This is a genomic window from Streptomyces sp. NPDC006335 (assembly GCF_040612795.1).
In the GTDB taxonomy this organism is placed as follows: domain Bacteria; phylum Actinomycetota; class Actinomycetes; order Streptomycetales; family Streptomycetaceae; genus Streptomyces.
This window is the reverse complement of sequence record NZ_JBEXQX010000001.1, coordinates 447,290-462,060: the sequence shown is the minus strand read 5'-3', so window position 1 is coordinate 462,060 and position 14,771 is coordinate 447,290. Positions and strand designations below refer to the sequence as shown.

The following is a 14,771-nucleotide window of genomic DNA, read 5'->3' as shown; positions in this document are numbered from 1 at the left end:
CCTCCGAGCGGGTGATCACTCAAAAGAAGGAGTTCACCTCCGTGGCGTCCCACCGTCGACCCAAGCAGCCGAGCCGTACGCGCGTGACCGTGCTCACGACCGCGGCCGCTGCCGCCGTGGCCCTCAGTGCCAATGCCGCCAACGCCGCGCCGAGCGAGAAGCCGAGCAAGGACGAGGTCAAGGCGAAGGTCGACGCCCTGTACGAGCAGGCCGAGCAGGCCACCGAGAAGCTCAACGGCGCCAAGGAGAAGCAGGAGAAGCTCCAGAAGGAGATCTCCACCATCCAGGACAACGTGGCCCGCGGCCAGGACGACCTGAACGAACTGCGGGACTCCATAGGCCTCGCGGCCGCCGCGCAGTACCGCAGCGGCACCATCGACTCCTCGCTCCAGCTCTTCCTGTCGTCGAACCCGGACGACTACCTGGACCGGGCGTCCACCGCGGACCAGCTCAGCTCCCAGCAGGTCGAGGCGCTGAAGAAGATCCAGGAGAAGCAGCGCGAGCTGGCCCAGGACCGCGCCGAGGCCTCCGAGAAGCTCAAGGACCTCGCCAGCACCCGCACCGAACTGGCCAAGCAGAAGAAGGCCGTTCAGGGCAAGCTCGCCGAGGCGCAGAAGCTCCTCAACACGCTGACGGCCGCCGAGAAGGCCGCCCTCGCCGCCGCCGACGCCCGCGCCAGCCGCTCCGCCAGCGAGCGCGTGGACCTCGGTGACGCGCCCCCCGCCTCCGGCCGGGCCCTGGCCGCCTTCCAGGCCGCGCAGAGCAAGATCGGCTCGCCCTACGTCTACGGCGCCTCCGGCCCGTCCTCCTTCGACTGCTCGGGCCTGACCTCCTGGGCCTTCGCCCAGGCCGGCGTCACCATCCCGCGCACCTCGCAGGCCCAGGCCAACGCGGGTACGCGGATCTACTCCCAGAGCGACCTCAAGGTCGGCGACCTGGTCATCTTCTACGGCGACCAGCACCACGTCGGCTTCTACGCGGGCAACGGCATGGTCCTGCACGCCCCCCGCACCGGCACGGTCGTCCGTTACGAGTCGATCAACAACATGCCGTTCCAGTTCGGCGTGCGGATCTGATCCTCCGTCCCGGAGCCCCGATCACGCTCAAGATCGCGACGACTCGCCGCCCGTTCGGGCGAATCGCGACAACCACAACTGACTGCACGCCCCGCCCATGACCTGCGTCCTAGGCGGGGCGTCACGTTGTGTGCCCGCGGAGGTCGTTGGATAGGCCCCTGCCGCGGGGCTACTGTCGGCCGCGCTTCCCCCCTCGCCGGGGAGCGTCTGTGTCCGCCAGTGGAAGGAGCGCGGCTTCCCGTGGGGTCCCATCGCCGCCTTGTCCAGACGTCCGGGTTCAACCGGGGCGCCGGTGCCGCCCTGTGCGTGCTGTCCGCGGCGGCCGCCGCGCTCGGCGCCGTACCGGCCCTCGCCGCTCCGTCCGACGACACCCGGGCCGAGGTGGACCGCCTCTACGAGGAGGCCGAGCAGGCCACCGAAGCCTTCAACAAGGCCGACGAGCGCGCCGACGCGCTGCGCAAGGAGGTCCGCACCGCACAGGACGGGATCGCCCGGCAGCAGGAGCGCATCAACTCCATGCGGGACGCGCTCGGTTCACTGGCCGGCGCGCAGTACCGCTCGGGCGGCCTCGACCCGTCCCTCGCGCTGCTGTTCTCCGACGACCCGGACGACTACCTCGACAAGGCCGCCGTCCTGGACCGCATCAACGCCCATCAGGCGGGCGAGCTCAAGGACCTCCAGGAGGCCATGCGCGAACTCGCCCAGGAGCGCAGCGAGGCGGCCCGCAAACTCGGTGAACTGGAGAAGAGCCGCAAGGCCGTCGCCTCCCACAAGCGGACCGTCGAGAAGAAGCTCGCCAGGGCGCGCGCGCTGCTCAACTCCCTGCCGTCCGACGAGCGCGCCGCCTACGACCGGGCCTCCCGCTCCGGCCGCTCCGAGATGCCCGACCTCTCGGGAGCCGCGGCACCCTCGGGACGGGCGGCCGCCGCCGTCGCCGCCGCGCAGTCCGCGATCGGCAAGCCGTACGTGTGGGGCGCCAACGGGCCCAACGGCTTCGACTGTTCGGGCCTGATGCAGTGGTCGTACGCCCAGGCCGGCGTGTCCCTCCCGCGCACCTCGCAGGCCCAGCGCTACGCCGGCCGTCAGGTGCCGCTCTCCCAGGCGCGGCCCGGCGATCTGGTCACCTACCGGGGCGACGCCAGTCACGTCGGGATGTACGTCGGCAACGGCCAGGTCGTGCACGCCCCGTACCCCGGCGCCCCGGTGCGCTACGACCCGGTGGGCATGATGCCGGGGGCGACGGTCACGCGCCCCTGACCGACGGCTGCGTTGCCCGTACGATCGGGAAACATGGCTGGTCGAAGGCGGGCGTCGGGACACGGTGCGGTGGTGCTGTGCCTGCTGCTCATCTCGCTGGTGGGCTGCGGCGGCAGGCCGACGGCCACCGACACCGCCGAGGCCGACGTGCAGCACGTCCTCGACCGGCGGGCGGCGGCCGTCCTCGACCGCGACAAGGCGGCCATCGCCGAGACGGGCGCCGCGGGCTGGTTCCAGGACGTCAGCGCGGTGCCGCTCGCCTCCTGGGCCTACAAGGTCACCGGCGTCCACCGCACCGGCGCCACGGCCACCGCCGACGCCGAACTCCGCTACCAGGTCCAGGGCTACGACCAGGCCCCGGTCACCGTCGCCCGCACCCTGGACCTCTCTCTCGACGCGGCCGACCAGTGGTACGTGCGGGACGAGAAGCCGGCGAAGAAGGCCCCGCAGCAACTGTGGGACCAGGGCGAGGTGACCGTCGTCCGCGGACGGCACAGCATGGTCCTCGGTGTCGGCCAGTCCGGCGAGCGGCTGCACTCCTTCGCGGACCTGGCCGACCACGCCGTGCCCGCCGTGTCGGACGCCTGGGGCACCGAGTGGTCCCGGCACGTCGTCGTGCTCGTACCGGAGTCCCTGGACGGCATGGCCGGGCTGCTCGGCTCGCCGGCCTCCTCCTACCGCGGGATCGCGGCCGTCACCACCGGCGAGACCGGCGCCCCGGCGCGGGCGCCCGCGGACCGGATCATCGTGAACCCCGACGCGTACGGCCTGCTCGGCAATCCGGGCAGGCAGGTCGTGCTCACCCACGAGACCACCCATGTCGCCACCCGCGCCGACACCACGGCCGCGACACCGCTGTGGCTGTCGGAGGGGTACGCCGACTGGGTCGGCTACCGGGACACCGGGCGCACCCCGGCCGAGGCGGCGCCGGAGCTGGGGGAGGCCGTGTCCGCCGGCCGGGTGCCGAAGGCCCTGCCGTCCGACGCGGACTTCGGCTTCGGCGGCAGCGCGTCCGCGCTCGCGATGTCCTACGAGAGCGGCTGGACGGCCTGCCGGATGATCGCGGACCGGTGGGGTGAGGCGAAGTTGGGCGCGTTCTACCGGGCCGTGGGCACGCACAAGGAGCGGCCGGGGGCCGTGGAGGAGGCCATGGCGAAGGTGCTCGGCACCGACCTGAACGCGTTCACCGCCGACTGGCAGGAGTACCTGCGGAATCAGTTCGCCTGACCCGACTGTTCACCGGGATCAGTGCGTCCCGTCCGACCGGTCGGCGGCCTCAGTCCGCCTGGTCCAACTGCTCGACGGCCTCCGCCAGCCAGGCCCGTTCGGCCTGGCCCGTCGCCCGGGCCACCCGCAGCATGCCCTGCCGGAACAGGTCGTCCGTCTCCTCCGCGCGTACCGGTTCGCCGCCGTCGTAGAAGAAGCTGGTGGGCGTCTCCAGGAACTCCAGCCGCCGCCGCAGCACGGCCGCCTGCTCGTGCCGGTCCGGCAGGTGGCGCAGGAACGCGAGGACGGTGTTGAAGCGGACCTGGTCGGTGATCTCGGCCTGCTTCGGGTCGCGCAGCCGCTCCAGGAGGTCCTCCCGGCCCCTTTCCGTGAGCGACAGCGTTTTGCGCGGCGCCGCGCTCGTCCCCGGCTCCGTGCGCTCCTCCAGCAGGCCGGCCTTGACGAGCCGCGTGATCGCCGGATAGAGCGCCCCGTCGCTGACCGGGCGGACATGGCCGGTGAGCGCCTTGATGCGCTCCTTGAGCTCGTAGCCGTGCAGCGGCTCTTCGGCGAGGAAGCCGAGGATCGACAGCTCCAGCACTGCATTCCTCCTTGCGGGGGGCGTGACGCCATGCTACCTCTTATCGAGCTACCTCTATTCGAGGTAGCTCGTTTCGAGGGGAAGCCAGTGAACGGTCACCGCAAGCAGCTCGTCTCGCTCGCCCAGCCCGTCTACCTGGGCCTCCTGGCCTCCGTCGCCGCCGGGATCATCAACACCGTGTGGGTCTCCCGGCTCGGCGGTCCCGCCGTCGCCGCCGTCGCCGTCGCGACCAACACCGAGAACGTGCTGCTCGGTGTCGCGCTGGTCTTCGGCTCCGGTACGACCGTGCTGGTTGCGCACGCCAGGGGGGCGCGGGACCCCGGCGGGGTGCGGGCGGCCGTGCGCGGCGGTGTGGCGCTGTGGGCGCTGGTCACGCCGGTGGTCGCGGTGGGCGGTTTCCTGCTGCGGGAGCCGCTGGCCCGGCTGGTGCTCGACGGCGGGCCGGCCGTGTCCCTCGCCACCGCCTACTTCGCGGTCTCCCTGCCCGGCATCGCCGTCTTCTTCGCCCAGCAGCTCGTCGACGGCATCCTCAAGGGCGCCGGCGACACCCGCACCCCGATGCGGCTCGCCCTTCTGGCCAACGGCCTGATCCTGCTCTGCGACCCGTTCCTGATCCACGCGTACGGCGTCCGGGGCGCCGCCGTCTCGACCGTGCTGTGCCGGGGCGTGGCACTCGGGGTGGGGATGCTCGCCGTACGCCGGAACGCGCTGCTGCGCTCGTGTGCGACGGCCCCGGCGGGCGTCCCCGTGCGCGCGACGCTGGCCACCGGCCTGCCCATGGCGGCCGACTTCACCGTCCGCCAGGGCGGTGCCCTCGTCCTCGTCGCGATCGTGGCGCGGCTCGGGGTGACGGCGGTGGCCGCGTACTCCATCGCCTACAAGGTCATGTACGTGGCGACCATGGCCTTCTACGCCGTACGGCAGGCCGCCTCGATCCACACCGCGCATCTGCGGGGCGCCGGGCGGGACGCGCGGCGGGCGGTGGGGCGGGAGGCGGTGCTGGTGTCCGGGGCGGTGGGACTCGCGGCGGCCGTGCTGCTCTTCGTGACCGCCCCCTGGGTCATGGCCGCCTTCGGCGCGGGTCCCGCGGTCGCCCACGACGGCGTGCTGTTCCTGCGCTGCGTCGGTCCCTACCTGCTGTTGATGGCCTGCTTCATCGCGCTCGGCGGGGTCTTCGAGGGCAGCGGGGGAGCGCCGGCGCTGCTGCGGGTGACGCTGCTCGGCACAGCGGCCCAGCTCGCGCTGGCGTACGGCTGCTCCGGCCTCGGCCTTCCCGGCGTGTGCCTGGCCCTCGCGCTGGCCATGGCCCTTCAGTACGCAGCCGCGCTGCTCCTGTTCCGGCGGACGGGCGCCCGACCCGAGGGCGAGGTCGAGACCTGCCGGGCTGGAACGACGGCCTGAGCGGGTGCGGGGCTTGGGGCTTGGTTGCGTCGGGGGGAGGTGTTGTCCGCGACGGCCGGCGCGCGGTAGGGGCTCCATGGCGGGGGGTGTGCTGCTCCTGGTCTGCGGGCGGTGTTCGGTCTCGGGTGGGCGCGGCGGCCTGCCGGGCTGGAGCGGCGGTCTGAGTGGATGCGGGGCTTGGTTGCGTCGGGAGTGTCAGCGTCGGCCAGTGGCGGCCCCGGCGGGCCCCTGGCATCGGGGGAGGTGCTGTTCACGCGTGCCGGCACAGGCCCCGGCAGGGCTGTGACGCCGGGTGCCCCGTGTCAGGAGGAGGGTGACGGCTGTCGGGTCGGGGCGGTGGGCTGGTCCGGTAGGGCGGGTGACTGGGGCTGCTTCGGGACCGTCGCCCGCCACAGCTCGCGCATCGCGATGACCGTGGCGAGGACCAGCAGGCCGTTGCGCACGAACAGGAGGGTGATGCCGAGCGGGGTGCTGCCCACGACGTCCGCGAACCAGATCGGGAACTCCAGGACCGTCACGAAGCACGCCACCAGCACCAGGACGGCCGGCACGCCCATCCGGCTCGCACGGAAGCACAGACAGGCCGCCGCCAGACCGACCAGCCACACCATGTACTGCGGGCTGATCACCCGGCTCGTGGTGGTGAACATCAGCACCGCCACCAGCGCCGCGTCGGCCGCCGTGTGCGCCTCGAACCGGGTGGCCGTCAGCCGCCACAGCAGGAGCAGTCCGAAGGCCATGCCGGTCAGTGTGAGGGCCGCCGTGCTGACGAGGGTCACCCACGGGCCGAGGAACTCGACCGAGCCGTAGTTGAGCGAGACCGAGCCGTTCCAGCCGTGGTGGCGGGCGATGTGGAAGACCAGTGAGCCGAGCGACTCCACCTCGGTGCCCCGCTCCCGCTGGAAGGTGACGAAGGCGAAGGCCCCGGGCATCGCGAGGGAGAACAGTCCGGCCACCACGACCACGGTCACCGCGGCCGAGGCCCAGACGCTGCGCCTGCGGATCCCGACCAGGATCAGCGCCGGCCACACCTTCAGCAGCGCCCCGAAGCCCACCAGCGCCCCCGCCACCTTCGGGTGCCGGGCGGCCGCGAGCACCGCGGCGACGGCCACCGCGGTCACCATCACGTCGTAGCGGGAGTAGACGGTCGGTCCGAGCAGGGGTACGCCCGCCACCCACACCCAGGCCCCGCGCAGCCGCCGGCCGGGGCGCAGGCCCGCGTACAGCAGCAGGAGGAGGACGACCAGGTCCGCCGCGAAGGCCATGAGGAAGAAGGCCTGCGTGTACTCCAGGAAGGGCAGCAGCGCGGGGGAGAGGATCGCCAGGGCCGCTGCGGGCGGGTACTGCCAGGTCACGTCGTCCTGAGGGAACGTTCCGGTGCGCAGGACGTCGTACCAGCCCTGGTAGATCACCGACACGTCACTGGTGACGTCCGGGCCGGGGAAGACGTACACCTTGTAGACCCAGAGCAGCAGCAACAGCCTGGTCACGCACCAGGTCAGCAGCAGTCCGGTCAGGGATCGCCGCCAGGCCGTCGTCTCCACGTGATGCCCTGCCGTTCTCTTGCGGTCTTGAGGGGAACATGATGTCCCGCTCTCCTGTGAGGGTGCCATAAACCCGGCCGTGCCCGGCTGTGAGCAGCCCGTTCGGTAGGGTCGGCGGCGATGCACAAGACCCTGATCGTGACGAACGACTTCCCGCCGCGCCCCGGTGGCATCCAGGCGTTCCTGCACAACATGGCGCTGCGGCTCGACCCCGAGCGCCTGGTCGTCTACGCCTCCACCTGGAAGCGGAGCCGGGAGGGCGTCGAGGCGACCGCCGCCTTCGACGCCGAGCAGCCCTTCACCGTCGTACGGGACTCCACGACCATGCTGCTGCCGACGCCCGGGGCGACCCGGAGGGCCGTCGGGCTGCTGCGGGAGCACGGCTGCACGTCGGTGTGGTTCGGGGCGGCCGCGCCGCTCGGGCTGATGGCGCCCGCGCTCCGCAGGGCCGGGGCCCGGCGGCTGGTGGCCACGACCCACGGCCATGAGGCGGGGTGGGCCCAACTGCCCGCCGCGCGGCAGCTGCTGGGCCGGATCGGGGAGTCGACGGACACGATCACCTACCTCGGGGAGTACACGCGGTCGCGGATCGCCGCCGCGCTGACGCCTCAGGCCGCCGCGAGGATGGTCCAGCTGCCGCCGGGGGTCGACGAGAAGACCTTCCATCCCGGGTCGGGCGGCGACGCCGTGCGGGCGCGGCTCGGGCTCACGGACCGGCCGGTGGTCGTGTGCGTGTCCCGGCTCGTTCCGCGCAAGGGGCAGGACACCCTCATCCTCGCCATGCCGCGGATCCTGGCCGCGGAGCCCGACACCGTTCTGCTGATCGTCGGCGGCGGGCCGTACGAGAAGGAGCTGCGCAGGCTCGCCCACGAGACCGGTGTGGCCGGCTCGGTCCGCTTCACCGGCGCGGTGCCCTGGGCCGAGCTGCCCGCGCACTACGGCGCCGGGGACGTCTTCGCGATGCCGTGCCGGACCCGCCGGGGCGGACTGGACGTCGAGGGGCTCGGGATCGTCTACCTGGAGGCCTCGGCCACCGGACTGCCGGTGGTGGCGGGGGACTCGGGCGGCGCCCCGGACGCCGTGCTCGACGGCGAGACCGGGTGGGTCGTGCGCGGGGGTTCCCCGGAGGAGGCCGCCGAGCGGATCACCGTCCTCCTCGGCGACGCGGAACTGCGGAGGCGCATGGGGGAGCGGGGTCGGGAGTGGGTCGAGGAGAAGTGGCGCTGGGATTTGTTGGCGGAAAAGTTGAAGGCCCTGCTATAGCCGGAGGCGCATAATCCGCCGATGCTGCGCGCATGACAGCAAAACTGATGCAGCGTCAGCTGACTAGACGTCAGATCCTTGGTATGGCCGCCCTCCAGACGGCGGCCACTCTCGGCTTCACCCGCGTCGGGCTCCAGTCGGCCCGCGCGGAAGAGCCCGCCGCGGTCGAGTCCGCACCCGCCATCGTCGTCGGCTCCGGTTACGGCGCCTCCGTCGCCGCCCTGCGCCTCGGGCAGGCCGGCATCCGCACCCTCGTCCTGGAGATGGGGCGACTGTGGAACACCGCCGGTCCCGACGGCAAGGTCTTCTGCAACACCGCCAACCCCGACCAGCGCTCCATGTGGTTCCGCACCCGCACCGAGGCCCCGCTCGCCACCTTCCTGTGGCTGGACGTCGTCAACAAGGACATCACCCCCTACCCGGGCGTCCTGGACCGCGTCCGCTTCGCCGACATGTCCGTCTTCGTGGGCCGTGGCGTGGGCGGCGGCTCCCTGGTCAACGGCTCGATGGCGGTCACCCCGCTCCAGTCCTGGTTCGCCGAGCAGTTCCCGACCGTGGACGCGACGGAGATGTACTCCACGTACTTCCCGCGCGCCCGGGCCATGCTCGGCGTCAACACCATCGACCCGGCCTGGTTCGAGTCGACCGAGTGGTACAAGTTCAGCCGGGTCTCCCGGAAGCACGCCCAGAAGACCGGCCTGAAGACCACCTTCGTGCCCAGCGTCTACGACTTCGGCTACATGGAGCGCGAGGCCGCCGGCACCGCCACCAGGTCCGCCCTCGGCCAGGAGGTCATCTACGGCAACAACTTCGGCAAGAAGAGCCTCGACAAGACGTATCTGGCGTCCGCGCTCGGCACCGGCAACGTCACCATCCACACCATGGAGAAGGTCACCGGCATCAGCCGGGCGAGCGACGGCAGTTGGGTGCTGAGCGCCGAGCGCATCGACTACACCGGCGCGGTCGTGGAGACCAAGCAGTACGGCTGCGCCTATCTCTTCCTCGGCGGCGGCAGCCTCGGCACCAGCGAACTCCTGCTCCGCTCACGGCAGTCGGGCACCCTCCCGGCGCTGGACGCGAGCGTCGGGGCGGGCTGGGGGCCCAACGGCAACACCATGCTCGGGCGGGCCAACCACCTGTGGGACACCGTCGGGGCCAACCAGTCGACCATGCCGGTCATGGGCATCGACGACTGGGCCAACACCGACAACCCCGTCTTCGCCGAGATCGCGCCTTTACCCACGGGGCTTGAGCACTGGGTGAGCCTGTACCTGGCGATCACCAAGAACCCGCAGCGCGCCAGATTCTCGTACGGCAGCGGGGGGTTGAGCCTCGACTGGAGCGCCGGGCAGAGCGCGGTCTCCTCCGGCATGGCCAAGAAGCTCTTCGACCGGATCAACTCCGCCAACTCGACCATCTACCGGTACGACCTCTTCGGCTCCGGCAACAAGGTCTTCGCCGACGACTTCACCTACCACCCGCTGGGCGGCTGCGTGCTGGGCAGGGCCACCGACAACTACGGCCGGGTGAAGGGCTATTCCCGGCTGTACGTCACCGACGGCTCGCTGATCCCCGGCAACATCGGGGTGAACCCGTTCGTCACCATCACCGCGCTCGCCGAACGGACCATGGCGCGGGTCCTGGTGGAGGACACCGCGCCATGACGATCCGTCAGGAGGCGTACTACTTGGCGTAGATCGCCTCGATCTCGGCCGCGTAGTCCTTCGCCACCACGTTCCGCTTGAGCTTCAGCGACGGCGTGAGGTGGCCCGTCTCCTCCGTGAACTGGGAGGACAGAATGCGGAACTTCCGCACCGATTCCGCCTTCGACACCGCGGCGTTGCCGTCGTCGACCGCGGCCTGGATCGCCGCGTTCAGGTCCGCGTCCCCGGCCAGCGACGCCGCGGTGGAACCCGCCGGCTTGCCGTGCTCCTCGGCCCAACGGCCCAGGAACTCCTCGTCGATGGTGACCAGCGCGCCCACGAACGGCCGCCCGTCACCCACCACCATGCACTCCGCGACCAGCGCGTGCGCCCGGATCCGGTCCTCGATCACGGCCGGGGCGACGTTCTTGCCGCCCGCGGTGACGATGATCTCCTTCTTGCGGCCGGTGATCCTGAGGTAGCCGTCCTCGTCGAGGGTGCCGATGTCACCGGTGTGGAACCAGCCGTCGGTGAGCGCCTCGGCCGTCGCGGCCTCGTTGTTCCAGTAGCCCTTGAACAGGTGCTCGCCGTGCAGCAGCACCTCGCCGTCGTCCGCGATCCGGATCACCGAGCCCGGCAGCGGCTGCCCGACGGTGCCGATCTTCGTGCGGTCCCAGGGGTTGAACGCGGTCGCGGCACAGGACTCGGTCAGGCCGTAGCCCTCCAGGACCGTGAAGCCGATACCGCGGAAGAAGTGGCCCAGCCGCTCGCCGAGCGGGGCGCCGCCGGAGATGGCGTACTCGCCCCGACCGCCCAGCACGGCCCGCAGCTTGCTGTAGACCAGCTTGTCGAAGGTCTTGTACTTGATCTTCAGGCCGAGCGACGGGCCCGACGGGGTGTCCAGCGCCTTGCTGTACGCGATCGCCGTGTCGGCGGCCTTGTCGAAGATCTTGCCCTTGCCGTCCGCCTGCGCCTTGGCGCGCGCCGAGTTGTAGACCTTCTCGAAGACACGCGGGACGCCGAGGATCAGCGTCGGCCGGAAGGACGCCAGTTCGTCGGTGAGCTGCTTGATGTCCGGGACCATGCCCAGCTTGATCGGCGCCATCATCGGCGCGATCTGCACCAGCCGCCCGAAGACGTGCGCGAGCGGCAGGAACAGCAGGACCGAGCACTCGCCGGTGCGGAACAGCGGGCGCAGCCGCTCCACGATGTTGCCGCACTCCGCGAAGAAGCTGCGGTGGGTGAGCACACAGCCCTTGGGGCGGCCGGTGGTGCCGGAGGTGTAGACGATGGTCGCCGGGTCGTCGGCCTTCGCCAGCGAGCTGCGCTCCTCGACCGCGGTGTCGCTGATGTCCTTGCCCGCGCGGCCCAGCTCCTCGACCCCGCCGCCCTCGATCTGCCAGACGTGCTTGAGCGCCGGCAGCTGGTCGCGCACCGACTCGAGGGCCGCGCTGTGGCTGTCCAGCTCCACGACACAGGCGGTCGCGCCCGAGTCGCTGAGGATCCACTGGATCTGCTCCGGCGAGCTGGTCTCGTACACCGGCACGGTGACCGCGCCCGCGCTCCAGATCGCGAAGTCGAGCAGCGTCCACTCGTAGCGGGTGCGGGACATCAGACCGACCCGGTCGCCCGGCTGGACACCGGAGGCGATGAGCCCCTTGGCGGCGGCGTGCACCTCGGCCAGGAAGGCCGTGGCCGTCACGTCCTGCCACTGACCGCCCACCTTGCGGGCGATGACGGCGACGTCGGGATGTTGCGCGGCGTTTCTACGGACGATGTCGGTGAGATTGCCGTCCGCAGGGACCTCGTACAAAGCCGGAAGGCTGAACTCGCGCAAGACTGCTGCTCCTCATAGGGCGCCGGCGCCACGACGTTGTGTGATGCGACGGTCGGTCCAAGGCTCGGGCAGGTGCTCAGGGATTCAGTAATTGAATGCTGAGCACGACTGGACTGCCCGGACGTTACCCGCCGGTATGGCTTCTTCGACAGGGGGTCCCGGCGAGATGTTCGCTGCGTCACACGGATTGGGGGTTCTTTTCGCGCACAGTAGTCCACCTACTTACCGACTGGCCAGTAACCGCAGGGGCGGTCGGCACTGTTCACGTATGCCGCACAGGCCTACTCTTGATCGTCATGGCACCCACACCGGCCGGAAACCGGAAGACACGCGTCCACGTGGTCAGCGATGTGCACGGCAACGCCCGTGACCTGGCCAGAGCCGGCGAGGGTGCCGACGCCCTGATCTGTCTCGGTGACCTGGTGCTGTTCCTGGACTACGCCGACCACTCGCGCGGCATCTTCCCCGACCTGTTCGGGGTGGAGAACGCGGACCGCATCGTGGAACTGCGCACCGCCCGCCGCTTCGAGGAGGCGCGCGAACTCGGGAAGAGGCTGTGGGGCGAGATCGGCGCCGACCGGGGCTCCGTGATCGAGAAGGCGGTACGCAAGCAGTACGCCGAGATGTTCGCCGCGTTCCCGACACCGACGTACGCGACCTACGGCAATGTCGACATGCCGCCGCTGTGGCCGGAGTACGCCGGACCCGGGACGACCGTGCTCGACGGCGAGCGGGCGGAGATCGGCGGCTGGACGTTCGGCTTCGTCGGCGGCGGCCTCAGGACCCCCATGCGGACGCCGTACGAGATCAGCGACGAGGAGTACGCGGCGAAGATCGAGGCCGTCGGCGAGGTGGACGTGCTGTGCACGCACATCCCGCCGGAGGTGCCGGAACTGGTCTACGACACGGTGGCGCGGCGGTTCGAGCGGGGCAGCCGGGCGCTGCTGGCCGCGATCCGCCGCACCCGGCCCCGCTACTCGCTGTTCGGCCATGTCCACCAGCCCCTGGCCCGGCGGATGCGGATCGGAGCCACCGAGTGCGTGAACGTGGGGCACTTCGCCGGGAGCGGCAAGCCGTGGGCGCTGGAATGGTGAGTCCGTCCGCGCGGTAGCCTTCACGCTGCACAGACGTGCGCACCACCCTTCCTCACCGGACCATATCTGGAGGAGCCACGGCGATGGCGGAACACACCAGTTCGAGCATCACGATCGAAGCTGCGCCGGCCGACGTCATGGCCGTGATCGCCGACTTCGCCCGCTACCCGGACTGGACGGGCGAGGTGAAGCAGGCGGAGGTGCTCTCCACGGACGCGTCCGGCCGCGCCGAGCAGGTCCGGCTGGTCATGGACGCGGGCGCCATCAAGGACGACCAGGTCCTCGGCTACACGTGGACCGGCGAGAACGAGGTCTCCTGGACGCTGGTCAAGTCCCAGATGCTGCGTCAGCTCGACGGTTCGTACGTGCTGAAGCCGGCCGGGGCGGGCTCGACGGAGGTCACGTACCTGCTGACGGTCGACGTCAAGATCCCGATGCTGGGGATGATCAAGCGCAAGGCGGAGAAGGTCATCATCGACCGGGCCCTGGCGGGACTGAAGAAGCGGGTGGAGTCGGGGCAGTAGGGGGCGCGCAGGAGGGTGGGTACAGCTGAGCACGCGGCGACTGGACCCACTCAGGGGCGCGGGGAACTGCGCGACAAGCCCCCACCGGGCCGCAGTCGCAAGACGACCGCGTCCGTTACGGTTCACCCCTATGCGCACCATCCTGATCACCGGCCCCGGCGGCAGCGGTCGTACGACGGTCGCCGCCGCCACCGCGCTCGCCGCCGCCCGCGAGGGAACCCGCACCCTCGTGCTGAGCGCCGACCGCACCGACACCCTCGGCGCGATCCTCGGCGTACCGACGGGCGCGAACCCCGCCGAGGTCTGCGAACACCTCACCGCCTGGCGCCCCGACGCCACCACCGGTTTCCGGGACGACCTGGCCGCGTTCCAGGACCGCGCCTCCCACGTGCTCGACCTGCTCGGCGCCTCCCGGCTGGACCCCGAGGAGGTCACCCCCCTCCCCGGCGCCGAGGAACTCACCCTGCTGCGCGCCCTGCGCGACGCGGCCCTCTCCGAGCGGCACGACCTGCTCGTCGTGGACCTGCCGCCCACCCCGCAGGCCCTCGCGCTCCTCTCCCTCCCCGAGGAACTGCGCCGTTACCTGCGCCGGCTCCTGCCCGCCGAGCGTCAGGCGGCCTCGGGCCTGCGTCCCGTCCTCGGTCGGCTCGCCGGCGTCCCCATGCCCTCGGAGTGGCTGTACGAGACCGCCGCCCGCTGGGACACCGAACTCGGCGCCGTCGAGGCCGTCCTCGCCGACCGGCACCGCGTCGTACGGCTCGTCGCGGAGCCCGGCCCCGCCGGCACCGACGCCGTACGCGCCGCCGCCCTCGCCCTCGCCCTGCGCGGCCTGCGCCCCGACACCCTGGTCGCCAACCGGGTCGTACCGGAGGACTGGCCCCCCGGACTCGTGGCCCAGCAGCGCAAGGCACTGGACGAGTGGCGGGAGGAGTACGACGTCCGGACCGTCCCCCACCTCGGCCACGACCCGCGCGGCGGTGACGACCTCGACGCGCTCGGCGTCCCCGTGGTCAACGACACGACCTCCACCGTCGAGTGGCCCGTGGTCGATCACCTCGCCGAGGACGGCGTGCTCGTCTGGCACATCCCGCTGCCCGGCGCCGTACGCGACGAGCTGGACCTGATCCGGCGCGGTGACGAACTCGTCGTCAGCGCCGAGCAGTTCCGCCGGATCCTCCCGTTGCCCTCGGCCCTGCGCCGCTGCACCGTCGCCGGCGCCGCCCTGCGCGAGGGTGAGCTGCGGATCCGGTTCGCGCCGGACCCGGATCTGTGGCCCCGCACCCCGTGAACCGGGTACGCCCGTTCGGGTAACGTCGGAGGGACGA

At 71.5% G+C, this 14,771-nt stretch carries 12 protein-coding genes; 9 read left to right on the top strand and 3 right to left on the bottom strand.

From position 1 onward, the window contains the following. Nucleotides 1-41 precede the first annotated feature (41 nt). The 3 genes from ABZ098_RS02150 (at nt 42) to ABZ098_RS02140 (ending at nt 3,560) form a co-directional block, all read left to right on the top strand. On the top strand, nt 42-1,076 hold the full coding sequence (locus ABZ098_RS02150; protein WP_356586315.1) for an NlpC/P60 family protein: 1,035 nt from the start codon (nt 42-44) through the stop codon (nt 1,074-1,076). Nucleotides 1,077-1,316: 240 nt separating this feature from the next. Beyond that, nucleotides 1,317-2,333 (top strand): NlpC/P60 family protein, encoded by a 1,017-nt coding sequence (locus ABZ098_RS02145; protein ID WP_356586313.1) that lies wholly within the window; start codon nt 1,317-1,319, stop codon nt 2,331-2,333. 33 nt (nt 2,334-2,366) lie between these two features. Further along, on the top strand, nt 2,367-3,560 hold the full coding sequence (locus ABZ098_RS02140; RefSeq protein ID WP_356586311.1) for a hypothetical protein: 1,194 nt from the start codon (nt 2,367-2,369) through the stop codon (nt 3,558-3,560). Between the two features lie 49 nt (nt 3,561-3,609). On the opposite strand, the gene ABZ098_RS02135 is transcribed toward ABZ098_RS02140, so the two are convergent. Continuing rightward, on the bottom strand, nt 3,610-4,140 hold the full coding sequence (locus ABZ098_RS02135; RefSeq protein ID WP_356586309.1) for a PadR family transcriptional regulator: 531 nt from the start codon (nt 4,138-4,140) through the stop codon (nt 3,610-3,612). An 87-nt stretch (nt 4,141-4,227) separates the two neighbouring features. Here ABZ098_RS02135 and ABZ098_RS02130 point away from each other — a divergent pair, with 87 nt between their 5' ends. Continuing rightward, on the top strand, nt 4,228-5,541 hold the full coding sequence (locus ABZ098_RS02130) for an MATE family efflux transporter (RefSeq protein WP_356586307.1): 1,314 nt from the start codon (nt 4,228-4,230) through the stop codon (nt 5,539-5,541). A gap of 302 nt (nt 5,542-5,843) precedes the next feature. On the opposite strand, the gene ABZ098_RS02125 is transcribed toward ABZ098_RS02130, so the two are convergent. After that, nucleotides 5,844-7,085: a glycosyltransferase 87 family protein gene (locus ABZ098_RS02125; RefSeq protein ID WP_356586305.1), complete on the bottom strand. Its 1,242-nt coding sequence runs from the start codon at nt 7,083-7,085 to the stop codon at nt 5,844-5,846. Nucleotides 7,086-7,205: 120 nt separating this feature from the next. Here ABZ098_RS02125 and ABZ098_RS02120 point away from each other — a divergent pair, with 120 nt between their 5' ends. Beyond that, complete coding sequence (locus tag ABZ098_RS02120) at nt 7,206-8,348, top strand: glycosyltransferase family 4 protein (RefSeq protein ID WP_356586303.1); 1,143 nt, start codon at nt 7,206-7,208, stop codon at nt 8,346-8,348. Nucleotides 8,349-8,431: 83 nt separating this feature from the next. Next, nucleotides 8,432-10,012 (top strand): GMC oxidoreductase, encoded by a 1,581-nt coding sequence (locus tag ABZ098_RS02115; protein ID WP_356586301.1) that lies wholly within the window; start codon nt 8,432-8,434, stop codon nt 10,010-10,012. A gap of 19 nt (nt 10,013-10,031) precedes the next feature. Here ABZ098_RS02115 and ABZ098_RS02110 read toward each other — a convergent pair whose 3' ends face one another. Beyond that, nucleotides 10,032-11,828 (bottom strand): AMP-dependent synthetase/ligase, encoded by a 1,797-nt coding sequence (locus ABZ098_RS02110; RefSeq protein ID WP_356586299.1) that lies wholly within the window; start codon nt 11,826-11,828, stop codon nt 10,032-10,034. Nucleotides 11,829-12,166: 338 nt separating this feature from the next. Between ABZ098_RS02110 and ABZ098_RS02105 the strand changes: the two genes are divergently transcribed. The 3 genes from ABZ098_RS02105 to ABZ098_RS02095 all read left to right on the top strand — a co-directional run bounded on the left by ABZ098_RS02105 (nt 12,167) and on the right by ABZ098_RS02095 (nt 14,734). After that, entirely contained in the window at nt 12,167-12,922 is a 756-nt protein-coding gene (locus tag ABZ098_RS02105; RefSeq protein WP_356587589.1) for a metallophosphoesterase, read from the top strand. A gap of 83 nt (nt 12,923-13,005) precedes the next feature. After that, on the top strand, nt 13,006-13,446 hold the full coding sequence (locus ABZ098_RS02100) for an SRPBCC family protein (RefSeq protein ID WP_053849311.1): 441 nt from the start codon (nt 13,006-13,008) through the stop codon (nt 13,444-13,446). A 130-nt stretch (nt 13,447-13,576) separates the two neighbouring features. Beyond that, the gene (locus ABZ098_RS02095; RefSeq protein ID WP_356586297.1) at nt 13,577-14,734 is read left to right on the top strand and encodes an ArsA-related P-loop ATPase; all 1,158 of its coding nucleotides are present in this window, start codon (nt 13,577-13,579) and stop codon (nt 14,732-14,734) included. Nucleotides 14,735-14,771: the final 37 nt, after the last annotated feature.